Below are 23,854 nucleotides of genomic sequence, written 5' to 3' on the forward strand. Positions count from 1 at the left end.
TAATAGGCGCCCTATGTCTCAAAGCCAACAGCATATTTCCGTGTTACTCGACGAAACGATCGAGGCTTTAGATATTAAGCCAAACGGTATTTACATCGATGGTACCTTTGGTCGAGGCGGTCATTCGGGCGAAATTCTAAAACGCCTAGGTGGCCAAGGGCGACTCGTTGCGATAGATCGCGACCCAACGGCAATTGAAGCGGCGAAAAAGTTTGCCGATGATGCGCGCTTTCAGATTGTGCATGATCGCTTTTCAAATATCCGCCAGGTAGCTGAAAACCTCAACTTGTTAAATCAGGTTGATGGTATTTTGCTAGATATTGGTGTTTCAAGTCCGCAGCTTGATGAAGCAGACCGTGGTTTTAGCTTTATGCATGATGGTCCACTGGATATGCGTATGGACCCGAGTTCTGGCCGCAGCGCAGCGCAGTGGTTGGCAGAAGCGGAACTAGAAGACATCACTTTTGTTATTAAGAAATATGGTGAAGAAAAATTTGGCCGCCGTATTGCGACCAAAATTATTGAAACGCGCGATGAGCATCCAATCACAACGACTAAGCAACTTGCAAAGTTAGTTGATGAAGCAGTACCAGTAAAAGATAAGCACAAACATCCAGCAACACGTACGTTTCAGGCAATTCGAATTTATATCAACAGCGAGCTTGAAGAAATCACCACAGCTTTACAAGGCTCGCTTGATGTACTTAAGCAAGATGGCCGTTTAGCGGTAATTTCGTTCCATTCACTCGAAGATCGCATTGTTAAGCAATTTATTAAAAAGCAAAGCAAAGGCGAAGCAGTACCGCGAGGCCTTCCGCTTACTGATGAACAGTTAAAACAAAACCTAACGTTAAAAGCGATAGGTAAGGCTATTAAACCGAGCGAGCAAGAAATAGCTCGCAATAGCCGTGCGCGCAGCTCCGTACTTAGGATCGCTAAGAGGTTGTAGTGGCTAGTAAAAATAATACACGTCAGCCAAACCTGTTTATCGAGATCACTAAGGGACTTTTTAGGGAGAAAGTCACATTGGGGCTGCTTTTTTCTATTTTTGCTTCGGCATTTGCCGTAGTGATGGTTACCGATGCGTCGCGTGCGGAAGTGATCAAACAAGACACGTTATTACAACAAAAAGATGAATTAGATTTGGCGTGGGGCTATTTGGTTGTAGAAAGTGAATTCTACGCACAGCATGCCCGAGTTGAAGATATCGCCAAGAAAAAACTTGATATGAAACGACCAGAACGCAAGGATGAAAAGCTGGTGGTATTACCATGAAACGACATAGTACTAAACCAAAACAAGGCAGCTTAATTCGCTGGCGATACTTATTGGTATGTGCCACGATTTTTGCCGTATTTGCAACTCTGGTTGCACGCGCCGCTTACATTCAGGTTATCGAACCTGATTTTGCTGTGTCTGAAAATGATAAACGTACGGTACGCGTAGAAAAGGTTAATGTACAGCGTGGTTTAATTTTAGATCGCCATGGTAACGAACTGGCGATTAGCGTACCGGTAGTAAGTGTTTATGGTGACCCAAAACAACTTGATAAGGCCTTAACAGCCAAGGTTTATAGTCTTGCACGCAAGCATGCGAGAGAAAATCAGCTTGATATTAAACAAGCGGTCAAAGCATTAGATAGTGATCCCGCACGCGTCGCAAAAGAAAAAATTGAAATCTATAACAGCGATTCGCGTTGGCAGGATCTCGCTGAAGTATTACGCCTGCAAAAGCCGTTAATTGATGGAAAACTAACAAGCGACAATACTCGTCGCTTTGTGTATTTAAAACGTCAGGTGACTCCACCGGTAGCACGTTATATTTCAGAATTAAAACTGCCTGGAATTTACCTACTCGACGAATCAAAACGCTTCTACCCAGCGGGTGAAGTCACTGCGCACGTACTTGGCTTTACTAACATCGATGGTGAAGGCATCGAAGGCATTGAAAAACTTTATAATGAAGCGTTAACTGGTGAAGCGGGTAAACGTACCATTCGCAAAGACGCACAAGGTCGAGAAATTGAAATTCTTGATGAACGTGCGCGTATTGAACCTGAAAATATCCAACTGAGCATTGATCAGCGCATTCAATCACTGGCTTACCGTTCTTTAAAATCAGCGGTGCTGAGTTATAAAGCAACATCGGGTAGCGCTATGGTTGTTGATGTAACGACTGGTGAAGTTTTGGCTATGGTGAATAGCCCGTCGTTCAATCCAAATAATTTAAAAGATGCGGCGCCACATAAACGCCGTAACCGCGCAATTACCGACTTATTTGAGCCTGGCTCAACGTTAAAGCCTATTTCGGTTTTAGCTGGACTGGAATATGGCACCATCGATTTTGATACTGTGATAAAAACCAAAGGGTGGATGCGTGTTGGCGGTAGTATTGTTACTGACGGCAAGAACAATGGCCCAATGGATCTGCGCACAATTTTACAAAAATCGTCAAATGTGGGTGTATCAAAAATAGCGCAAACCATGCCTAAGCAAGACTTTATCGGTTTCTTCCAACGTTTAGGGTTTGGTGAAGAAACTGGCACAGGTATGGTTGGTGAAAGTGATGGCTTATTTACACCGCATGGTCGCTGGTCTGATTTTGAGGTGGCAACATTAGCCTATGGCTACCGAATTTCAGTAAGTACTGCGCAAATGGCACGTGCTTATGCGGCTATCGGATCTGGTGGCATTAACCGTCCTCTGACGATTTTAAAACAAGAAGGCAAAGTACACGGTGATCGTGTGTTTGAAGAGCGTAATGCTTTTGCTGTACTAGAAATGATGGAAAGCGTTTTTGAACGCGGCGGTACAGCAAGACGTGTAAAACTGGATGGCTATCGCGTTGGAGCTAAAACGGGTACATCAAAAAAAGCTGCATTTGGCGGCTATGGTGATGAATATGTCGGTTACTTCGCAGGTATTGCGCCAGTATCTGATCCGCGTTTAGCGGTTGTTGTTATGATCAATGAACCGGGCGGTGACGTTTATTATGGTGGTGATGTTGCCGGCCCTGCGTTTTCTGAAATTATGTCGGGATCGCTGCGAATCTTAAATGTTGCACCAGATCTTGAAGCTGTCGCGCAACTAAATCAACGGCGGGACTATGTTACCTATTGATCGCGCATTGCTCGCAATAGGTGAACCTAGCTGCGGCATTAAAACACATAAACTGACTTTAGACAGCCGGGCCATAGCGCCCGGTACTGCGTTTATTGCGATTAAAGGTCATCAACTCGATGGTTCACGTTTTATCGATAACGCTTTGGCAGCTGGCGCTGCGCTGGTACTTGTTGATAGCGAATGTCAATATCAACCAAATCTAGAGAATGTACACGTTATTGATGGCTTAGCGAACAAACTGAGTCTTTTTGCGAGTGCTTTTTATGGCGTGCCGAGTACGCAATTTAAATTAGTTGGCGTTACAGGCACTAATGGTAAATCTACCGTAACGAGTATGATCGCAAATCTGGCCAGTGCACCCGAGCAAAAAACAGGTGTTATTGGTACACTTGGCTGGGGTCAAACCGAAAAGCTTACGCCACTGGCTAACACCACGCCTTCAGCCATTGACCTACAAGATTTATTTTGGCAAATGCGTGACTATGAATTAGTGGCAATGGAAGTGTCGTCTCATGGTTTAGTGCAACAGCGAGTGGCGCATAGTGCATTTGATATTGCGGTGTTTACTAATTTAAGTCGTGATCATCTTGATTATCATGGCACTATGCTCGCGTATGGCGAGGCAAAATTATCACTACTAACCAATTTCTCAACGAAATGTAATGTCGTTAATTTTGACGATGCGCAAGTAAAGCAATGGCTCGCAGAAGGTCGTATTCCTAACCCAGTTCTATTTGGTGAAAACCTGCCAACCGATATTAGCTATCCGTTTGTCTCATTTGATAATGCAAAGTATTCAAAACAAGGCTTATGTTGTGATATTCGCTCGAGCTGGGGAAGCCACAAAGTTACTGTACCTTTGTTTGGTAAGTTTAATTTATATAACTTAACCGCAGCACTCGCGACATTACTGAATTTAACATATGACTTTAATTGGTTAATTGATAAAATTGACCAATTAGATGCGGTAGTCGGAAGAATGCAAGCTTTCAGCGCAGATAATAAACCTACCTGTATTGTCGATTATGCCCATACACCAGATGCCCTTGAACAAGCATTGATTGCATTGTCGGAACATGTTGGCAGCAATATCACGTGTGTGTTTGGCTGTGGTGGTGACAGAGACAAAGGTAAACGCCCACTTATGGCGCAAATAGCTGAAAAGTATGCAAATAAAGTAATTGTTACTAATGATAATCCGCGTACAGAGGATGAAAAAGCAATTACCACAGACATTTTAGCTGGATTTGCAGCTGCTGAACGAGCTGTGGTTGAGCATGATCGCTATCAAGCTATCGCGCATGCGATTGCTACCACCTCTGCTGATGGCATTGTTTTAATTGCTGGCAAAGGCCACGAAGACTACCAAATAATAGGCACTAGCACGCTTCACTTTAGTGACAGCTTAGTTGCACAGCAGATTTTAAAAGGGGAAAGCGCATGATTACGGCTGATCTAAACTGGATTGCAGACGTCTTAGGTGTGTCATACCGCGGCGAAAATGTAGCATTTTCAACAATTGTAACCGATTCAAGAAAATTACAAGCAGGCGAAGTGTTTTTAGCACTTAAAGGCCCAAACTTTGATGGCCATAAATTCGCCCAAACAGCACAAGAATTAGGTGCTAAAGCGCTGATTGTTGAAGTAGAACAAGCTGTCGATATTCCTCAGTTTATCGTTGAAAACTCTCGTCTTGCATTAGGCAAATTAGGCGCTGCTGTAATGGCTAAAGTAAGCCCTAAAACTGTTGCGATGACGGGAAGTGTAGGTAAAACCACAGTTAAAGAAATGACCGCAGCGATTTTATCGCAGCTTGGTGAAGTACTGGCGACCGATGGCAATTTTAATAACGATATTGGTGTACCACTTACGCTGTTGCGATTAGAAGAAAAGCACCAGTATGCAGTGATTGAGCTGGGTGCAAATCACCTAGGTGAAATTGCCTATACCACTGATTTAGTAAAACCGCATGTAGCGGCGATTACCAATGTGGCAGAAGCGCATTTAGAAGGTTTTGGCGATCTATTTGGTGTAGCACGTGCAAAAGGCGAAATTTTCCTAGGCTTACCTGAAAACGGTGTGGCAGTGGTTAATGCTGATAGTGAGTTTATTGACTATTGGTTAGCACGCCTTGAAGACAAACAGGTAACTCAGTTCTCAGCCACACAGCACAAAGATATTTGGGCTGAAAACATAATATTAGATGATTTTGGTCGCGCAAGCTTTGACCTTGTTTATAAAGGCGAAGCGGTGCGCGTTGATTTGCCGATTCCAGGTTCACACAATGTCACTAACAGTTTAGTTGCTTCAGCGCTGGTACTTCCGCTGGGCGTTAGTTTAACACAAGTCGCTTCGGGCTTAAGTAATATGCCGCAGGTAAAAGGGCGCGTGAATATTATTGAGGTCTCGCAAAAGCTAACTCTTATTGATGATAGCTACAATGCTAATCCAGGCTCGGTTCGTGCAGCAATTGACCTGTTAAGCGGTATTAACGGCAAAAAAATACTGGTTTTAGGTGATATGGCTGAACTTGGTGAAGATGCACGTGTCTATCATCAAGAAGTAGGTGAATACGCCAGAGACAAAGGCATAGACCATGTATATACATTAGGTGTGCTTAGTCAATCGGCGAGTGATGTGTTTGAACAACCTGGCCGCCACTTCTCAACCCGCGAAAAACTTGTCGATGCGTTAAAGCAGGCGTTACTTAACGATGCAGCTAGCGGCAATGAACGTACAACAATTTTGATAAAGGGTTCGCGTAGTTCTCGAATGGAACTACTTGTAGACGAGCTCAATAATAAGAAAGGTGAACAGTCATGTTAATGTGGTTGGCTGAATATTTAACACAATTTTACTCAGGCTTTAACGTTTTTTCGTACTTAACGTTTCGCTCTATTCTAGGTGTGTTAACCGCACTTATGCTGTCACTTTATTTTGGTCCAAAATTGATTCGTCGTTTGCAGCTAATGCAAATTGGCCAAACTGTACGTGATGACGGTCCAGAATCGCATTTGTCTAAATCAGGCACGCCAACAATGGGCGGCATTTTGATTTTAGGTTCTATTTTTGCCAGTACATTGTTATGGGCTGACTTAAGTAACCGTTATGTACTAGTTACATTATTTGTTATCGGCTCACTTGGTGTAGTGGGGTTTATTGATGACTACCGTAAAGTAGTACGCAAAAACACTGACGGTCTGATTGCGCGTTGGAAATACTTTTGGCAGTCGGTAATCGCTTTAACTGCCGGAGCATTTTTATTTTACAGTGCTGCGTTACCACAAGAAACTGCGCTTGTTGTACCTTTCTTTAAAGAAGTAATGCCACAGCTTGGCTTGTTTTACATTGTGATGGCTTACTTTGTAATTGTTGGTACATCAAACGCCGTTAACTTAACCGATGGATTAGACGGTCTAGCTATTGTACCTACGATTTTAGTTGCCGGCGCATTTGCATTTATTGCGTACGTAACCAGTAACGTTAATTTTGCCAACTACCTACATATTCCTTATATCCCAGAAGCGAGTGAACTAGTTGTTCTGTGTACTGCGATTGTGGGGGCGGGTTTAGGTTTCTTATGGTTTAACACATATCCAGCGCAAGTATTTATGGGCGATGTAGGTTCGCTTGCGCTAGGTGGTGCACTTGGCATTATCGCGGTATTAGTACGACAAGAATTGGTACTCGTGATTATGGGTGGTGTTTTTGTAATGGAAGCACTATCGGTTATTTTGCAGGTGGGCTCATACAAGTTACGCGGCCAACGTATATTTCGCATGGCACCCATACACCATCACTATGAATTAAAAGGTTGGCCAGAACCACGGGTAATTGTACGTTTTTGGATTATTTCGGTGGTTTTAGTTTTAGCCGGTTTAGCAACATTAAAGCTGAGATAAATGAATTATTTAGACGAACTTAAAAACAAAAAAATTATTGTGCTTGGGCTGGGTGTATCCGGTCTGAGTACAATGCGTTTTTTCGCTCGTAAAAATATTGCGTTTAGCGTTGTGGATAGTCGTGATTTGCCACCTAACGCTGATATTGCTACACAGCTTGCAACAGATACACATTTTGGTGCCCTTAATGATACGTTGTTTAAAAACGTTGATTTAATCGTTATTAGCCCAGGTATTGCGCTTTTTAACATGTATATACAAGATGCAATAACCCGTGGTGTAGAAGTGATTGGCGATGTTGAGCTATTTGCTCGGATTAATACCAAAGCTGTGTATGCGGTAACAGGCTCTAATGGCAAGTCGTCTGTGGTTACACTAACGCGCGATGTCTTAAAGCAAGCGGGTTATAAAGTGGCGCTTGCGGGCAACATTGGTACACCGGTACTGGATGTTATTGACCAAGATTACGATTGCTATGTATTGGAGCTATCGAGCTTTCAATTAGAGACAACGCACTCGTTAGTGTGTGAAGCAAGTTGCGTGCTAAATATTAGTGAAGATCATATGGATCGTTACGACAGCCTTGGTGATTATGCTTACGCTAAACAGCGCATTCATTTACACAGTAAACATGTGGTTGTTAATTTTGATGATGCATTAACTCATTGTGAGCAAACGCCAGGTGTTAGTTTTGGTGCGCAACAAGGTGATTATACGATTTCGCAGCAATACTTTAATGTACACGGCAAACAAATGTTGAGTACTGACGAGCTAAAAGTGATTGGGTTACACAACCAATTAAACGCGCTTGCAGTTATGGCGCTGTTAGAAAATCTTAAACTGCCAGTTAATGTATTTAAAACGGCGTTTAATCAGTTTTCAGGGCTTGCTCATCGCTGCCAATTAGTATGTGAAGATAACGGCGTACTTTATGTTAATGACTCCAAAGCGACGAATGTTGGTGCAACACAAGCTGCATTAACAAGCTTAGCTAAAGGTAAAAATATTATTTTATTAGCGGGCGGTGTTGGCAAAGGTGCTGATTTTTCACCACTAAAAGTTGATATTGAAACGACCGTTAAACAGCTTATAACCTTTGGTAAAGATAAAGCTCAGATAGCAGCGTTATGTGAAAACGCAATTCAAACAAATTCGCTTGAAGATGCCGTATTACAGGCGAAGGCTATCGCTGTTTCAGGCGATATTGTATTGCTAGCCCCTGCGTGCGCGAGTTTTGATATGTTTAACAGCTTTGAACATCGTGGCGATGTATTTGTTGAGTTGGTTAACAAGGCGGTGAAATCATGAAGGTGCTTGAGTTTTTAAAAGCGCAATTTCATGTGCGCTCAAATACACTTTACGATATTCCACTTATTTATTGCATGGTTATTTTGGCTGGTGTTGGTTTTATCATGGTAACTAGCGCGTCGATGCCAACTGCAATTCGTATGTTTGATAACCCCTTCCATTTCACCATTCGCCACGTGGTGTATTTAGTGTTGAGCATGAGTTTGTTGATGATCTCAACCAGCTTACCGATGAGTTTTTGGAAAAAGGCCAATTTACCGCTGTTGCTGGCAGGTGTACCTATGTTGATCGCGGTACTGGTTATTGGTCGTGAAGTAAACGGTTCAACGCGCTGGATTGGTTTAGGGCCGATTAATATTCAAGTATCTGAAGTTGCTAAGTTATTTTTCTTTTGTTATCTCGCTGGTTACTTGGTTCGCAAAAAATCTGAAGTGCAAGAAAACTTAAAAGGCTTTATTAAACCACTAGCTGTATTTACGGTTTATGCATTTTTGATTTTGATGCAACCCGATTTAGGTACAGTAGTAGTAATGTTTGTTACAACTGTGGGTTTGCTGTTCTTAGCGGGCGCACGTTTGTGGCAATTCTTTGCTTTGATGATGGCAGGTGTTGGCTTAGTAGTATTGCTGATCGCCAGTTCACCTTATCGTCGTGCACGTATTACTGGCTTTATGGATCCTTGGGATGACCCGTTTGGCAAGGGGTATCAATTGGTTCAGTCGTTAATGGCATACAGCCGTGGAGATTGGTTTGGTCAAGGGTTAGGCAATAGTGTGCAAAAACTACAATATCTGCCTGAAGCGCATACCGATTTTATTTTTGCGATTTTAGCCGAAGAGACCGGGTTTATCGGCGTATTGAGCGTTTTAACTGTGTTATTTGTGCTGATTTTTAGAGCGCTAAATATTGGCTTTAATGCCCTTAAAGCTGGTAAAGACTACGAAGGTTATTTGGCGCTAGGTATCGCAATTTGGTTTGCCTTTCAAAGTATGGTTAACGTTGGGGCGAGCGCGGGTATTTTACCTACCAAAGGCCTTACTTTGCCGTTCGTATCGTATGGTGGTTCAAGTTTATTAGTAATGACGGTTGCAGCCGGCATTTTATTGCGTGTTGATTTTGAGGTGAAAATGGCGACAAAACAAGCCACTGTAAGAGGGCGAAAATCATGAGTAAGAAAATAATGATTGTCGCTGGTGGCACAGGGGGGCATATCTTCCCCGGGATCGCCGTAGCAAATTATCTGCAAGAGCAAGGTTGGCAAGTAGTGTGGTTAGGCACCTCCGACCGAATGGAAGCGGATGTTGTACCGCGTCACGGCATTGATATTCGCTACATTGATGTTAAAGGGGTGCGCGGTAATGGCATTATGCGTTTACTAAAAGCGCCCTTTATGGTGGCGAAAGCGATATTGCAAGCACGTAAAGTGATGAAACAAGAAAAGCCAAATGTATTACTTGGCATGGGTGGTTATGTTACAGGGCCTGCTGGTGTAGCAGCAAAGTTACTAGGCATTCCGGTACTAATTCATGAGCAAAATGCGGTTGCTGGCCTTAGTAACAAGTTGCTTGCCAAAATTGCAAATCAAGTGATGGCGGCGTTTCCTTCGGCATTTGATAGTGCAAAATGCAAAATTATCGGTAATCCCGTTCGCAGCAGTGTTGCAACAGCTCAAGTAGAGAAAGACAGCGAATGCTGCAATATTTTGGTGGTTGGCGGCTCGTTAGGTGCAAAAGTATTTAATGATCAATTACCTGATGTGTTTAAAACGCTGGCACAAGAAAGTAAATTGGCTATTTTCCATCAGACTGGTAAAGGTCACTTGGCGGAAGTAACCAAACGTTATGAAAAAATGGCGCTTAACGCACAGGTGAACGAATTTATTCATGATATGGATAAAGCTTATGCGTGGGCAGATATTGTTGTATGTCGCGCAGGCGCGTTAACGGTAAGCGAAGTTGCTGCCGCGGGGAAAATGGCTGTATTTGTGCCATTTCCATATGCCGTTGATGATCACCAAACTGCAAACGCCAATTACCTTGTAGCGCAACAAGCTGCGTTACTCATTCAGCAAAAAGATATGACGCAAGACGACTTGGTTGCCTTGCTAAAACCCTATGTTCAAGATAAGTCACGGGTATTAAAAATGGCTGAAAAAGCAAAAGCGGCAGCCAAATTAGATGCAACACGCGATGTTGCAAATTTATGTATCGAATTTAGTAAGTAAGAGTAGAACATTGAAAAAAGATAATTTACCTGCAATGAGACGAATCAACACTATCCACTTTATTGGTATTGGTGGTGCAGGTATGGGCGGAATTGCTGAAGTACTATTACATTTAGGCTATCAAATTACCGGCTCAGATATAAACAAAGGCGCAATGACAGAGCGTTTGAGTAAAGCGGGCGCGAACGTTTTTATCGGGCACCGAGAAGAAAATGTTGAGCAAGCAGACGTAGTAGTTGTTTCAAGTGCCATTGATGAAAGTAATCCTGAAATCACTTGTGCCAAAGAAAAACACATTCCAATTGTACGCCGTGCGGAAATGCTGGCTGAGTTAATGCGCTTTAGGCAGGGTATTGCAGTTGCTGGTACGCATGGTAAAACCACAACGACGAGTTTAGTAGCAAGTATTTTTGCCAAAGCCGAACTTGATCCCACCTTTGTGATTGGTGGCTTATTAAATAGCGCGGGTACTAATGCGAAGTTAGGTAGTGGTCAATATCTTATTGCTGAAGCAGATGAAAGTGACGCAAGCTTCTTACACTTAAACCCAATGATCAGCATTATTACAAATATTGAAGCGGATCATATGGATACGTATCAAGGTGACTTTGAAAATATGAAAGACACCTATATTGAATTTATCCATAACCTTCCTTTTTACGGGTTAGCCGTAGCTTGTATAGACGACTCAGTAATTCGCGAGTTATTGCCGCGCTTTAGCCGTAAATATGTGTCTTATGGTGAATCGCAAGACGCAGATTACCGCCTCATTAATTTCTCACAATCAGCTAGCTGCAGTGCCTTTGAAGTTGTATTGCCAAATGGTGAAACACTGGCGATTACCCTGAATTTACCGGGTAAGCACAATGCGTTAAATGCAACAGCGGCAATTGCGGTGGCGTTTGAGGAAGGCGTAAGTGAAAGCGCAATAAAAGCAGCACTAAAAGAATTTGAAGGTATTGGTCGTCGTTTTCAACATTATGGCGAGTTCAATAACGAAGTCGGCAACGTGATGTTGGTTGATGATTATGGTCATCACCCATCTGAAGTCGCCGCAACAATTAAAGCGGCAAAACAAGGTTGGTCTGATAAGCGTTTAGTAATGGCGTATCAACCTCATCGCTTTACGCGCACGCGTGACCTTTACGAAGAATTTGTAGATGTGTTAAGTCAGGTAGACGAATTATTGTTGTTGGAAGTGTACGCTGCAGGTGAAGAGCCTATCGTTGGCGCAGACAGCAAGAGTTTATGTCGTAGCTTAAGACAACGTGGTAAAGAACCGAGATATATCGCAACGCCGAATGAGCTATTCACAGCATTGGCTGACGCGGTAAAAGATAATGACTTAGTGTTAACGCAAGGTGCGGGCAATATAGGTCAATTGGTAAAACAAATTGCTGAAACAGAAATGAATATAACTAAGCTAAAGCAGGTAGCACAATGAGCCAAAAGCAGTATGGTAAAGTCGCCGTTTTATTAGGTGGTAATTCGGCTGAGCGTGAGGTGTCACTCAATTCGGGAAGTGCCATATTAAACGCCCTAATTACCAATGGTGTTGATGCGATTGCATTTGATCCAAAAGAACGAGAGCTTGCTGAGCTTAAAACATTAGGAATCGATCGCGTGTTTATCGCGTTGCATGGCCGTGGCGGTGAAGACGGTACGATTCAAGGTGCACTTGAATTTATGGGCTTGCCTTATACCGGTAGCGGCGTGTTAGGCAGTGCGTTAGCTATGGATAAAGTACGTTGTAAGCAATTGTTCGTTGCTAGCAACTTACCAACCGCTAAATTTACCACGGTTAAGAAAGGTGAAAGCTTTAGTATTGAATCGATTATTAACGAATTTGGTGCGGTAATGGTTAAGCCTAGCCACGAAGGTTCAAGTATCGGTATGGCTAAAGCAAGCACGAGTGAAGAATTAAAAAGTGCGCTTGAAAATGCTTTTAAATTTGATGATGAAGTATTGCTTGAGCAGTGGATCACTGGCACCGAATATACCGTTAGCATGCTTAACAATCAGCCGCTATCGGTGATTGAAATGAAAACACCACGTGGTTTTTATGACTACGAGGCGAAATATAAGTCATCTACTACGAGTTATCATTGCCCAGCTGATTTATCAAACGCCGATACTGCATATTTACAAATGATCGCAACGCAGGCATTTGCGCTTGTTGGTGCTAAAGATTGGGGCCGAGTGGACGCGATGCGTGACCAAAGCGGTGAATTCTATTTGTTGGAAGTGAATACTGTACCGGGCATGACAGAAAAGTCATTGGTACCTATGGCTGCAAAAGACTCAGGTAGAGATTTTGCTCAGTTAGTTTTAGAAATTTTAGATTCGACACTGTAAATGAAAGAAACACTACTTACATTAGCAAATTTAACAAAGCGATTAGTTGCTGCAACTAATTGGTCTTTGCTAATGGGAGTAAGTTTTTTTGTTTTGACCTTGTTTATTACGTGGCAAGGGGTGAATGCCTTAACTGATTACTTAGCAACAGAACAAAATAGTAAGTTGAGCAAAGTATTGGTTCATGGCGATCCTGTATATACAAGTGAACAGGCAATTGTTGATAAGATTAAGTCATTAAAAGTTAAAACATTTTTTGATGTAGATGTAAACCAAGTGCAAAAGAAGTTATTGGAATTGCCTTGGGTAGCAAGTGTATCTGTACGGAAACAGTGGCCAGATACACTACGTGTTTATGTTACTGAGCATCAGGCTGTGGCAATTTGGAATCAAGATTTACTGCTAAATACCCATGGCGACATCTTTCAGGCACCGGCAGAGCAGTTTTTTAACAAGTTACCTATGTTGTATGGGCCTGAAGGCAGTGAAAATGAAGCGTGGAAAACCTTTAAAACATTTAAAGAGTTATTAGCGCTACATGAAATCGGGTTAAGTAGCCTTGCGCTGTCAGAGCGATTTTCATGGAAATTATGGCTAAATAGTGGTGTTAAATTAAACCTAGGACGCAAAGACATTGCGCTTAGAGTGCAGCGGTTTATCGATTTATATCCAGAGATAAAAAACTCGTCGGATAAAGAGGTAGAGTCGATAGATTTAAGGTATGATACGGGATTAGCTGTGAGCTGGCTTCAGCCAGTGCAAGAGCAAACTAAAAATAATAAGGTATAACTAGGGTATGACCAAGGCAGTTGAACGTAATCTCATTATCGGCTTAGACGTAGGAACGTCTAAAGTTGTTGCTGTTGTCGGTGAGGTAACACCTGATAATCAGCTGAGCATTGTAGGCGTTGGCAGTCAAAACGCGAAAGGCATGGATAAAGGTGGTGTTAACGATCTTAATTTAGTGTCTGAGTCGATTCAGCGCGCATTAGATGAAGCTGAATTAATGGCAGATTGTCGCATTAGCTCGGTGTACCTAGGCATATCTGGAAAACATATTCAGTGTCAAAATGAAAATGGTGTAGTGGCGATTAACAACGCTGAAATCACCCATGACGACATCGATAATGTTATTCATATCGCTAAATCTGTCCCTATTTCAGCTGAACGCAAGATGCTGCACGCGTTACCACAAGAATACACCGTTGATATGCAAGAAGGCATTCGTAACCCTCTTGGTATGAGTGGCGTGCGTATGGAAGCGCGAGCGCATATTATTACGTGTTCAAACGATATGGCTAAAAACATTGAAAAATGTGTTGAGCGTTGTGGCTTACGTGTTGACCAATTTATCTTCTCGGCGCTGGCGTCGGGCGATTCAGTTTTAACTGAAGATGAACGTGAGCTTGGTGTTGCAGTGGTTGATATTGGTGGTGGCACTATGGACATTACCATATACACGCAAGGCTCTTTGCGCCATTCGGCGGTGCTACCAGTTGCGGGAAATCAAGTAACTGGCGATATAGCGAAAATATTTCGCACACCTATCTCGCATGCTGAAGCAATTAAAGTACAATATGCCAGCGCACTAAGTCGCTTAGCAAGTCAAGAAGACAGTATTGAAGTACCAAGTGTAGGTGGTAGACCTGCACGTATTATGTCGCGCCATACACTTTCTGAAGTTGTAGAGCCGCGCATGAGAGAGATTTTTGAGTTGGCGATGAAAGAGATTCGTCGCTCAGGTTTAGAAGAACAAATAGCTGCAGGCATTGTGCTGACAGGCGGTACCGCCAAGATGCAAGGTGTTGTTGAAGTAGCAGAAGAAATTTTCCAAATGCCAGTGCGCGTTGGTCAACCGGTAGGGATAGCTGGACTTACTGATTATGTGAATGATCCGTCATTCGCAACGTCAGTTGGGTTGTTGCAGTATGGTCGAACTATGCAGCATAGCCAGAGCAGCCGCACCACAGAATCTGGTAATGGAAATTGGTGGAACCGTTTAACAAAATGGTTTCAAGGGGAGTTTTAAGCTTTTGCCTTGTGAATTTTCATAAGGTAGTTAGTCGGAGAGTTAAACATGTTTGATTTAATGGAACAGCACGGTGAAGAAGCCGTAATTAAAGTAATCGGTGTCGGCGGTGGCGGTGGTAACGCTGTTGAACACATGGTTAAAAAGCAAATTGAAGGCGTAAAATTTATTGCGGCCAATACCGATGCGCAAGCACTGCGTAAATCATCAGCTGATGTAACAGTGCAGCTAGGTACGCAAATTACACAAGGGTTAGGTGCTGGAGCAAACCCTGAAGTGGGCCGCGATTCTGCAGAAGAAGATGCTGAAACGATTCGTAACAGCCTTGAAGGCGCAGATATGATCTTTATTGCTGCCGGTATGGGCGGTGGTACAGGTACAGGTGCTGCACCTGTTGTGGCACGTATTGCTAAAGAAATGGGTATTTTAACTGTTGCAGTAGTAACACGACCTTTTGAATTTGAAGGTAAAAAGCGTGCATCGGCAGCAGAAGATGGCATTAATGAGTTGTCTCAGCACGTTGATTCACTCATTACAATTCCTAACAATAAATTGCTTAAAGTTTTAGGCAAAGGTACGACATTATTAGACGCATTCGCTAAAGCGAACGATGTGTTATTTGGTGCTGTACAAGGTATCGCTGAGTTAATTACTCGCTCAGGTCTGATCAATGTGGATTTCGCCGACGTACGTACTGTTATGTCTGCAATGGGAACTGCAATGATGGGCACAGCGTCAGCGAAAGGCCCTGATCGTGCGCAAGAAGCTGCAGAAGCTGCAATTTCAAGCCCGTTACTTGAAGACGTTGATTTAACTGGTGCGAAAGGCATTCTTGTTAATATTACCGCGGGTATGGACATTGCGATTGAAGAATTTGAAACAGTTGGTAACCATGTTAAGGCATTAGCATCAGAAAATGCGACGGTTGTTGTTGGTGCGGTTATCGACCCTGATATGTCTGAAGAGTTACGTGTGACGGTTGTTGCGACTGGTCTTGGCGGTGAACGCAAGCCTCAGTTTGGTATTGTAGGTGCAGATATCAAAAAAGTGTCTGGCTCTGATACAGCGCAAGCAACAAGCGCTCCGAGCAACGCAACTGCAACACCAGGTGTATTTGTACCAAGTTTTGCACAGTCGGGCAGTGTAGAAATGCCTGAGACTGTTGAACCAAGTGTTCAAAACGAAGTCAAAGAAAGTGCGCCATTAGACAAAAAGCAAGACAAAGCAGATTATTTTGACGTACCAACTTTCTTACGTAATCAAGCTGATTAATAAGATTGTTTGAAAAATAGACATAATTTGGCAAGCTGGTCTTATCTGTGGTAAGATAGCCGGCCGATTTTAACGAATAAGTGGATAGCCTATGATTAAGCAGCGTACCATAACTGAAAAAGTCAGTGCCGTAGGTGTTGGATTACATAAGGGTGAAAAGGTTTCTATCACTCTCCGACCTGCTAGTGCGAATACGGGTATTGTATTTCGCCGAGTAGACCTTGATCCTGTTGTTGATTTTGAAACAACACCTGAGGCCGTGGGCGATACTCAATTATGTACATGCTTAATTAACAAAGATGGCGTTCGCTTATCGACTACTGAGCATTTAATTGCTGCAATTGCAGCATTAGGCTTAGACAATCTAATTGTTGAATTAGATAGCCCTGAAGTGCCAATTATGGATGGTAGTTCATTACCATTTATTTACCTTATTCAAAAGGCTGGCATCGAAGAGCAAAATGCAGCTAAACGTTTTATTCGCATTACCGAAAAGGTGCGTGTTGAAGACGGCGATAAGTGGGCTGAGATTGAACCATATGATGGTTTTCATATCGACTTTGAAATTGCGTTTAACCACCCAGCAATTAATGAAAGTCGCCAACGTATTGGTTTAGACATCACAGCTAAGAACTTTATCGAACAAATTAGCCGAGCACGTACATTTGGCTTTATGCGTGATATCGAATACATGCACGCTAACAACTTAGCACTTGGTGGTAGCATGGATAATGCTGTTGTACTTGATGACTTTAAAGTACTTAACCCTGATGGATTACGCTACCCGGATGAGTTTGTAAAACACAAGATTTTAGACTGTGTTGGTGATTTGTTTATGACGGGTCATAACCTACTTGGTAAAGTAACAGCATATAAATCAGGCCATGATCTGAATAATAAGCTACTTCGTAAGTTGATGGCGACTGAATCAGCTTGGGAATGGGCAACATTTGAAGAGTCTGTCACTATGGCTGCACCAGGTTTAGAAACTGCAACAGCTTAGTTTTTTCAAAATTAATCAAATTAAAAAACGCGACTTAAGTCGCGTTTTTTATTGCCTAAAATAATGTTGTCTAGTGTCGCCATGTGTGTGCATTCTAGTACGTTAAACGCCGTCTACTTGTTAACAGCAGCTAATAAACAATGAGCAGATATGCTTTTTCTATGCTGAAGGTATGAATCTTTATAATGCCAATGATGTTGGCGTTAGGCTGTAAAAGTGAATGTTCGAGACAAACTTATGGTGTATTAACTCATTTAATTAGAAACGAAAGAAGGTAACTTGCTAATAGCTAGATGTTAGATTTTTGAAGTTTAAAAAGGAGTTTTTAAGAAGAAGTGGGGCGACTGACGAGACTTGAACTCGCGACAACCGGAATCACAATCCAGGGCTCTACCAACTGAGCTACAGCCGCCACAAAATTTGAAACACCTTATTTGGTGTGGCGCGCATAATACATAAAAAACATGCCCGTGTGAAGACTTATGTTATGCTTTTAGCTAAATAAATTTAGTTTGCGATTTTGTAGTGTTAAAAAAGACTGTTATTCGTTCAGTTTGGTTAGTAATTGGTTTGGTCAGTTTATTGCTGGGAGTACTTGGGGTTTTTCTTCCGTTACTACCGACCACTCCTTTTGTATTGTTATCAGCATTTTGCTTTTCCAAATCGTCAACGCGAATGCATTCATGGCTATTGAATCATCGAATATTCGGTCAATTAATCACGGATTGGGAAGCGCATGGTGTAATAAGAACAAAAATTAAAGTAATCGCGACTAGCTCCATGTTGTTACTAGTTTCCTACCCATTATTCTTTATTCCATTCCCAATATGGCTGAAAGCGATTGTCGTGATTTGCATTGTAAGCGTTTTGTTGTTTATTTGGAGTAGACCTTCAAAACCAAGTGACAATCAAGTTAAAGATCCGCTTAAACTGTGAAAAGAAGTGACGTAAATTTCAAAAATCTTTATAATTCTTAAAATTACCTAAATCAACGACAAAAGGAATACTCATGGATTCTGCAGCTAAATGGTTGAACGAAAACTCTGATTTACTTTTACATTACGGCTTACAAACTGTAGTCGCGATTGTCATTTTATTAGTGGGCATTCGCGTAGCAAAAGTATGTGAAAAATTAACCAAAAAAGCGATCGAAAAGAAAAAAGTAGATAAAGCGGTTGGTTCGTTTTTAGCAAATATTGTGTACGCACTGGTATTTTCGGCAACAGTACTAATGGCACTTTCTCAAGTTGGTATTGAAACAACATCGTTTATTGCAATTTTGGGTGCAGCGGGTTTAGCGGTTGGTTTAGCGTTACAAGGCTCTCTTTCAAACTTTGCTTCAGGCGTGCTTATTATTATTCTGCGTCCATTTAAATCAGGCGAATTTATCGATGCTGCCGGCCATTCAGGTAGTGTTTCTAAAATCGAGATTTTTTCAACAGAACTGTTAACACCTGATAATAAAACAATCATAGTACCAAACTCGGCGATTATGGGTGGCGCTATTGTGAACTACAGCCGTCAAGCAACCCGTCGTGTTGATATTATGGTTGGTGTTAGCTACGACTCATGTCTGAAGCAAACGCGTGAAGTGCTTGAAAATGTAATCAAATCAAATGATAAAGTACTTAAAGACCCTGCGTTTTTTATCGGTGTTCATACTTTAGGTGACTCAAGCGTCAACTTTGTAACGCGCTCTTGGGCAAAAACTGAAGATTATTGGGCAGTTTATTTTTACCTTCAAGAAAACTTCAAACTTGCATTAGATGAAGCGGGTATTTCGATTCCTTTCCCTCAAATGGATGTTCATTTAAACAAAATTAGCGAGTAATAGGCTGAGATAATGAAATTAAGATATTTAGCGTCAGTTGTAGCAATTGCACTTACTAACCAAGCGATTGCTGACGAAGATAAAACATGGGAAGCAAGTAGCGAGCTTGGTGCCATTATTACCAGTGGTAATACCGAAACGACCACGTTTAAGTTCGGTGCAAATGCTAAACATGACATTGGTAAATGGACCAATGAATACAAGTTAAACGCACTTTATAAAGAAGACGAAGTGACGCTTGAAAGCGGCTTAAAAGATACACAGCGTACTAACGAAAAATATGGTGCAGCGATTCAAGGTAACTACAACCTTGGTGAAAAGCACTCTCATTTATTCGTTGGTTTAACGCACGATAGTGATTACTTTGGTGCATACCGTCACGAAACAGTACTGTCAGGCGGTTATGGTTTTCGTTTGATTGATGAGTCAAATATGACACTTGGTTTTGACTTTGGTCCGGGTTACAAATATTTCCAGTATTCAGAGAAAAACCAAGAGTTTTTCAAAGACGGTCGCCCTAAAGCAGGTGAGCGCGATGATGAATGGATTGCACTAGCTAAAGCTGACTTTAGCTGGACAATCAGCGATAACGCTAAGTTTACCCAACGCGTTAAAGTTGAATCAGGTAGTACCAATACCAAAAGTATTTCTGAAACTGCATTACTGACTAAGATCAACGGCTCACTACAAATGAAAGTTGGCTTTAACGTAACTCACAACTCAGAAGTTGATGCTGATAAAGTAAATACAGATACTGAGACAGTATTGACCTTGGTGTATAGCTTTTAAGTTTCAGGCTTAAACTAAATTGTAAAAGAGCGTTTAACGCTCTTTTTTTTTATGTATGAACTCAGGTAGAATTAAGGGTTGTATTTGAACTGAAATTTTTAAAGGGATCCTGTGCGTTATCTAAAGCTATTTCTTTGCTTGTTAGTCGTATCACTTAGTCAGCCGTCATATGCTATGACTCCGTCACCGCAGCAAATTGAGCAATTTAAAAAGCTGCCAAAATCGCAACAAAAAGCACTTGCTAAGCAGTATGGGATCGATTTAAAACAACTTGATAAATCAAGTAAAGAGGTCGAAGAAGCGCTGCAAGATGAAAGCTTGTTAGTACAACCTCGTTCTGAGGAAGAAGAAAAAACAGAGGAAGAAAAATTCAAGCCGCAAATGGAAGAATTAAAGCCATTTGGTTATGAGTTGTTTGCGGGTGAGCCGATGTCGTTTATGCCAAGTGAAAATGCGGCAATTCCTGATTCTTACATTGTAGGTCCTGGTGACGAATTTCAAATTAATTTTTATGGTAAAGAAAGTGATAGTTTTGAAGTAGAAGTCGACCGTGAAGGACGTCTAACAATTCCAAAGCTTAGCCCTGTTAACGTAGCTGGCTTACAGTTCTCAGAAGTAAAGAATTTAGTAAAAGCTAAAATTGAACAAGAAATAATCGGTGTTCAAGCGTTTGTTTCAATGGGACGCTTACGCTCTATGCGTATATTAGTTCTAGGTGAAGCATACAAGCCTGGTGCGTACAGTGTAACGTCACTTGCATCAGTAACTCATGCATTATTTGTTAGTGGTGGTATTACGGAAATTGGTTCACTTCGTAATATTCAAGTGAAGCGCCGTGGTAAGGTTGTGGCAGCACTGGATTTATATGATCTTCTTACTAAGGGGGATAGCTCAAACGATATCGTACTACAATCTGGCGATGTAGTTTTTATCCCATCAGTTGGTAAGCAAGTAACTGTTTCTGGTTTAGTAAAACGTCCCGCTATTTTTGAACTAAAACAAAACGAAACAGCAAAAGACTTAATTCGTTTAGCCGGTGGTTTTAAGGCTGAAGCATTTCCGCAAAAAACAGTCATCGAACGCTATGCAGGTAATAGTTTTAAAACTGTATTAACAAAGGATTTCTCAAACACTGAAATTAATTATCAACCGCATGATGGTGATGTTATTAAAGTACAAGGCTCAAGTGAGCAATTAGAAAATGCTGTGACTATTATGGGAGCAGTTTCTCATCCTGGTAATTATCAATGGAAACAAGGTAACCGAATTTCTGACTTAATCATATCTTTGAAATCTGATGTTTTACCTATCGCTGATTTTGATTACTCGTTAATCGTAAGAGAGAAGAACATTCGTGGTGATATCGAATTACTTCAATTCTCATTAGTTGATGCGTTACAGAATGACCAGAACAATTTTGAGTTAAATCCGCGTGATATTATTATTGTATTCAGTCGCTTTGAAGAAAAAGCCGAAGAAAAGCGGTTGTTAACTGAACTCGCTTTGAGTGAGAAAGAGATCGCGCATCAAGCAAAAGTAGAGCAATGGCAAAAATTCGAAAATCGCAAATTTTTGGAGTTTATTGGCGAAGAAACCGAAGAGCTTGAGGAAGAGGAAACAACGCAATTAGATAACTTAACTAAACTATTGACCGGCCAAACTGAAGAATTGGAAGACGATGAGTATTCAGTATTTAGTCGAAAGAAATTGCTCGCACCAGTCGTTTTAAAGCTACAAAAACAAGCGTCAGCATTTGAAGATACTGCTTTAATAGCTGTTAATGGCCGTGTTCGTTATCCAGGGGTTTACCCATTAGTATCGAACGCCTCAGTTAAACTTGCAGTAAATGCTGCAGGTGGCTTGCTTGAATCAGCATATATGCAAAATGCAGAGGTTACGCGTGTTGTTAAAGGCGAAAATACAAGTGTTGAGCACATCGCTGTTAATTTATCTGAAGCTATAGAGAAACCAGAAAGGTTCACATTACAAAGTAAAGATTCACTTAATATTTTCCCTACGCCAAATTGGTCAGAGGAAAGAACAGTTAGCCTATATGGAGAAGTGCGCTTCCCTGGTACATATTCAATAAAGCGCGGCGAAACACTAGAGAATGTATTGAAGCGAGCAGGTGGATTAACTGATTTTGCTGCTGAAAATGGTGCTATCTTCACTCGTGAGTCAATACGTACAAAAGAGCGTGCTCAACTACAAAAATTATCAGATGACTTACGTCGTGAAATTGCATCAAAGAGTTTCTCTAACTCAGTTACGGATGCGTCTCTTAGTTATGATGATACCGATAAGTTATTAAAAGATCTTGCAAAAGTTCAAGCGTTAGGGCGTTTAGTTATTGATTTACCAAAAATCCAATCTGGCATTGTGTCGCTAGAATTAGAAAAAGGTGATGCGTTATATATTCCAGCTAAACAAAGTACGGTAAGTGTGATTGGTGAAGTAAACGTGTCTACATCTCACTTATATAGCGATAATTTATCGGTTGATGATTATCTTGAGTATAGTGGTGGTTTAAAACAAAGAGCTGATGATGATCGTATTTATGTTATAAAAGCCAATGGTTCGGTTTATATCCCTAATGGCTCGAGCTGGTTTGCGGTTAGTAATAATAAGAATAAACTAGAGCCAGGTGATACGATTGTTGTGCCACTAGATGCGGAATACATGAATCAGTTAACCCTTTGGAGTACGGCATCTCAAATTGTTTATCAGTTAGGTCTTGCTGCGGCAGCTATCTCAGCATTATAACTTAAAAAGGGCTCAGGTTATGCCTGAGTTCTATTGGTTATCGGAGTTTACTCTTGAAAGCAATTAAGAAAATTGTGAAGCAAGCTATTTTGATAAATCAAAAATTGCTTTGGCCTTTGGCTTCAAAATCCCCCCTCTTATCTAGATTATATTATTGTTTTTTTGACTCAGCTTTTGGTTTTGAACAGCAAGCATTATTAAAAGCCAAAATTCAATATTTTAGCAATAAAGGTGTACAGAAAGAAACAAGTTCGCTACTTCGTCGAAATATTCATCGGTTGGAAAAAGGCTTAATTATGGAGCCTCGCCGTGAGATATTTGCACTTGAATATATAGCGGAGACAGTTGAAGCATATCTGGTAGCTTGCCAACGCAAAACGTTCTCAACAAGTGAATTAAATTGGGCATATTCAGTCTTGTCTGAATACTTTGAAGTAGTTTCAGTAACGAACAAAATAGTCGCCAATGCTAGTTGCCGATTTAATTCTATTGAGAAACGAAATAACGCTGTTTGTAAGCCATATACAAGCGAAAAGCGTCAGCATCACACTGTTGGTTATGAAGCATTTTTAAACCTTTCTAAAGCTCGTCGTTCCACTAGATGGTTTCTAAATGCTTCAGTTGAACAAGAAAAATTAACAAAGATGGTTGCAATCGCCTCTCAAGCTCCTAGTGCGTGTAATCGACAACCGTTTGAGTTTTTAGTTATTGAGGGTGACAAATTTAGGAAGCAAGTTGCAAAGTTACCGGGGGGAACAGTTGGTTTTTCAGACAACATTCCCTGCTTAATTGCTGTTGTTGGTGATCAATCCTATTACCCAATGGATCGTGATCGACATGTTATTTACATTGACTCGGGATTAGCTAGCATGCAATTAATGCTCGCAGCTGAGACACTAGGATTATCATCATGTGCAATTAATTGGCCTGAACTCGAAAAGTTGGACAAAAAAATCTGCAAATTACTGAAGCTTCCGCAATACAAACGTGTAGTTATGTTTATTGCGGTAGGTTATGCAAAGCCTTCGGGTGGAATTCCGTTCTCAGAAAAGAAATCAGCAGAACACTTAATAAAATATATAAAGGAATAAGTTGTTGTTAAATATTGAGATTAAAGGGGTTCAGTTCTCTAATAAAGGTGCTGAATTAATGTTAGAGGCAATATTACAGCAGCTCGATGTTCATCTTGGCGACTACCATCTAACACTTTCGCCAGGTCGTAATTTGCCGTACGTTAAACGAGCCAAGTTAGGGGC

20 protein-coding genes and 1 tRNA gene are annotated in these 23,854 nt (G+C 41.4%); 20 read left to right on the plus strand and 1 reads right to left on the minus strand.

The genetic code is table 11. The annotated features are described in order from the left end of the window. Positions 1–13: 13 nt before the first annotated feature. From rsmH to lpxC, 15 genes are all read left to right on the plus strand, one after another. Entirely contained in the window at positions 14–949 is a 936-nt protein-coding gene (rsmH, locus tag ACHSBP_RS08240; protein WP_010561176.1) for a 16S rRNA (cytosine(1402)-N(4))-methyltransferase RsmH, read from the plus strand. Beyond that, positions 949–1,275, plus strand: a complete 327-nt coding sequence (ftsL, locus tag ACHSBP_RS08245; protein WP_040641515.1) for a cell division protein FtsL — start codon at positions 949–951, stop codon at positions 1,273–1,275. Before rsmH ends, ftsL begins: the two co-directional genes overlap by 1 nt. Further along, positions 1,272–3,119 (plus strand): peptidoglycan glycosyltransferase FtsI, encoded by a 1,848-nt coding sequence (locus ACHSBP_RS08250; protein ID WP_010561174.1) that lies wholly within the window; start codon positions 1,272–1,274, stop codon positions 3,117–3,119. Before ftsL ends, ACHSBP_RS08250 begins: the two co-directional genes overlap by 4 nt. Then, complete coding sequence (locus ACHSBP_RS08255; RefSeq protein ID WP_395388513.1) at positions 3,106–4,566, plus strand: UDP-N-acetylmuramoyl-L-alanyl-D-glutamate--2,6-diaminopimelate ligase; 1,461 nt, start codon at positions 3,106–3,108, stop codon at positions 4,564–4,566. The genes ACHSBP_RS08250 and ACHSBP_RS08255 overlap by 14 nt, the downstream gene beginning before the upstream one ends. After that, positions 4,563–5,948: a UDP-N-acetylmuramoyl-tripeptide--D-alanyl-D-alanine ligase gene (murF, locus tag ACHSBP_RS08260; RefSeq protein ID WP_395388514.1), complete on the plus strand. Its 1,386-nt coding sequence runs from the start codon at positions 4,563–4,565 to the stop codon at positions 5,946–5,948. Before ACHSBP_RS08255 ends, murF begins: the two co-directional genes overlap by 4 nt. Then, entirely contained in the window at positions 5,942–7,024 is a 1,083-nt protein-coding gene (mraY, locus tag ACHSBP_RS08265; protein WP_010561171.1) for a phospho-N-acetylmuramoyl-pentapeptide-transferase, read from the plus strand. Before murF ends, mraY begins: the two co-directional genes overlap by 7 nt. Continuing rightward, the gene (murD, locus tag ACHSBP_RS08270; RefSeq protein ID WP_395388515.1) at positions 7,025–8,332 is read left to right on the plus strand and encodes a UDP-N-acetylmuramoyl-L-alanine--D-glutamate ligase; all 1,308 of its coding nucleotides are present in this window, start codon (positions 7,025–7,027) and stop codon (positions 8,330–8,332) included. After that, positions 8,329–9,501, plus strand: a complete 1,173-nt coding sequence (ftsW, locus tag ACHSBP_RS08275) for a cell division protein FtsW (protein ID WP_395388517.1) — start codon at positions 8,329–8,331, stop codon at positions 9,499–9,501. The genes murD and ftsW overlap by 4 nt, the downstream gene beginning before the upstream one ends. After that, entirely contained in the window at positions 9,498–10,556 is a 1,059-nt protein-coding gene (gene murG / locus ACHSBP_RS08280; protein WP_010561168.1) for an undecaprenyldiphospho-muramoylpentapeptide beta-N-acetylglucosaminyltransferase, read from the plus strand. Before ftsW ends, murG begins: the two co-directional genes overlap by 4 nt. Positions 10,557–10,590: 34 nt before the next feature. Next, entirely contained in the window at positions 10,591–12,000 is a 1,410-nt protein-coding gene (gene murC / locus ACHSBP_RS08285) for a UDP-N-acetylmuramate--L-alanine ligase (protein ID WP_395388530.1), read from the plus strand. Then, positions 11,997–12,911, plus strand: a complete 915-nt coding sequence (locus ACHSBP_RS08290) for a D-alanine--D-alanine ligase (protein WP_105171067.1) — start codon at positions 11,997–11,999, stop codon at positions 12,909–12,911. The genes murC and ACHSBP_RS08290 overlap by 4 nt, the downstream gene beginning before the upstream one ends. Next, entirely contained in the window at positions 12,912–13,700 is a 789-nt protein-coding gene (locus tag ACHSBP_RS08295) for a cell division protein FtsQ/DivIB (protein WP_395388520.1), read from the plus strand. A 7-nt stretch (positions 13,701–13,707) separates the two neighbouring features. After that, on the plus strand, positions 13,708–14,940 hold the full coding sequence (ftsA, locus tag ACHSBP_RS08300; RefSeq protein WP_010561164.1) for a cell division protein FtsA: 1,233 nt from the start codon (positions 13,708–13,710) through the stop codon (positions 14,938–14,940). A 48-nt stretch (positions 14,941–14,988) separates the two neighbouring features. Next, entirely contained in the window at positions 14,989–16,212 is a 1,224-nt protein-coding gene (gene ftsZ / locus ACHSBP_RS08305) for a cell division protein FtsZ (protein ID WP_395388522.1), read from the plus strand. 91 nt (positions 16,213–16,303) lie between these two features. Beyond that, on the plus strand, positions 16,304–17,215 hold the full coding sequence (gene lpxC / locus ACHSBP_RS08310) for a UDP-3-O-acyl-N-acetylglucosamine deacetylase (RefSeq protein WP_395388524.1): 912 nt from the start codon (positions 16,304–16,306) through the stop codon (positions 17,213–17,215). Positions 17,216–17,551: 336 nt separating this feature from the next. Here lpxC and ACHSBP_RS08315 read toward each other — a convergent pair. Continuing rightward, positions 17,552–17,627: transfer RNA gene (locus tag ACHSBP_RS08315), tRNA-His, on the minus strand. A 113-nt stretch (positions 17,628–17,740) separates the two neighbouring features. Between ACHSBP_RS08315 and ACHSBP_RS08320 the strand changes: the two genes are divergently transcribed. From ACHSBP_RS08320 to ACHSBP_RS08340, 5 genes are all read left to right on the plus strand, one after another. Beyond that, complete coding sequence (locus tag ACHSBP_RS08320; protein WP_395388525.1) at positions 17,741–18,151, plus strand: YbaN family protein; 411 nt, start codon at positions 17,741–17,743, stop codon at positions 18,149–18,151. Positions 18,152–18,224: 73 nt separating this feature from the next. Then, complete coding sequence (locus ACHSBP_RS08325; RefSeq protein WP_395388527.1) at positions 18,225–19,046, plus strand: mechanosensitive ion channel domain-containing protein; 822 nt, start codon at positions 18,225–18,227, stop codon at positions 19,044–19,046. A 12-nt stretch (positions 19,047–19,058) separates the two neighbouring features. Then, positions 19,059–19,835, plus strand: coding sequence for a YdiY family protein (locus ACHSBP_RS08330; RefSeq protein WP_010561159.1), 777 nt, complete (start codon positions 19,059–19,061; stop codon positions 19,833–19,835). A gap of 111 nt (positions 19,836–19,946) precedes the next feature. After that, complete coding sequence (locus ACHSBP_RS08335) at positions 19,947–22,598, plus strand: SLBB domain-containing protein (RefSeq protein ID WP_040641521.1); 2,652 nt, start codon at positions 19,947–19,949, stop codon at positions 22,596–22,598. A gap of 53 nt (positions 22,599–22,651) precedes the next feature. Then, complete coding sequence (locus ACHSBP_RS08340) at positions 22,652–23,689, plus strand: nitroreductase family protein (protein WP_010561157.1); 1,038 nt, start codon at positions 22,652–22,654, stop codon at positions 23,687–23,689. Positions 23,690–23,854 lie beyond the last annotated feature (165 nt).

The organism is Pseudoalteromonas sp. XMcav1-K, from assembly GCF_044005875.1.
GTDB classification, from domain to species: Bacteria; Pseudomonadota; Gammaproteobacteria; order Enterobacterales; family Alteromonadaceae; genus Pseudoalteromonas; species Pseudoalteromonas spongiae.

Coding starts and splice junctions, on each gene's coding strand:
- rsmH (WP_010561176.1), top strand. CDS start 14: ATGTCTCAAAGCCAACAGCATATTTCCGTGTTACTCGACGAAACGATC.
- ACHSBP_RS08250 (WP_010561174.1), top strand. CDS start 1,272: ATGAAACGACATAGTACTAAACCAAAACAAGGCAGCTTAATTCGCTGG.
- ACHSBP_RS08255 (WP_395388513.1), top strand. CDS start 3,106: ATGTTACCTATTGATCGCGCATTGCTCGCAATAGGTGAACCTAGCTGC.
- murF (WP_395388514.1), top strand. CDS start 4,563: ATGATTACGGCTGATCTAAACTGGATTGCAGACGTCTTAGGTGTGTCA.
- mraY (WP_010561171.1), top strand. CDS start 5,942: ATGTTAATGTGGTTGGCTGAATATTTAACACAATTTTACTCAGGCTTT.
- murD (WP_395388515.1), top strand. CDS start 7,025: ATGAATTATTTAGACGAACTTAAAAACAAAAAAATTATTGTGCTTGGG.
- ftsW (WP_395388517.1), top strand. CDS start 8,329: ATGAAGGTGCTTGAGTTTTTAAAAGCGCAATTTCATGTGCGCTCAAAT.
- murG (WP_010561168.1), top strand. CDS start 9,498: ATGAGTAAGAAAATAATGATTGTCGCTGGTGGCACAGGGGGGCATATC.
- murC (WP_395388530.1), top strand. CDS start 10,591: ATGAGACGAATCAACACTATCCACTTTATTGGTATTGGTGGTGCAGGT.
- ACHSBP_RS08290 (WP_105171067.1), top strand. CDS start 11,997: ATGAGCCAAAAGCAGTATGGTAAAGTCGCCGTTTTATTAGGTGGTAAT.
- ACHSBP_RS08295 (WP_395388520.1), top strand. CDS start 12,912: ATGAAAGAAACACTACTTACATTAGCAAATTTAACAAAGCGATTAGTT.
- ftsA (WP_010561164.1), top strand. CDS start 13,708: ATGACCAAGGCAGTTGAACGTAATCTCATTATCGGCTTAGACGTAGGA.
- ftsZ (WP_395388522.1), top strand. CDS start 14,989: ATGTTTGATTTAATGGAACAGCACGGTGAAGAAGCCGTAATTAAAGTA.
- lpxC (WP_395388524.1), top strand. CDS start 16,304: ATGATTAAGCAGCGTACCATAACTGAAAAAGTCAGTGCCGTAGGTGTT.
- ACHSBP_RS08325 (WP_395388527.1), top strand. CDS start 18,225: ATGGATTCTGCAGCTAAATGGTTGAACGAAAACTCTGATTTACTTTTA.
- ACHSBP_RS08330 (WP_010561159.1), top strand. CDS start 19,059: ATGAAATTAAGATATTTAGCGTCAGTTGTAGCAATTGCACTTACTAAC.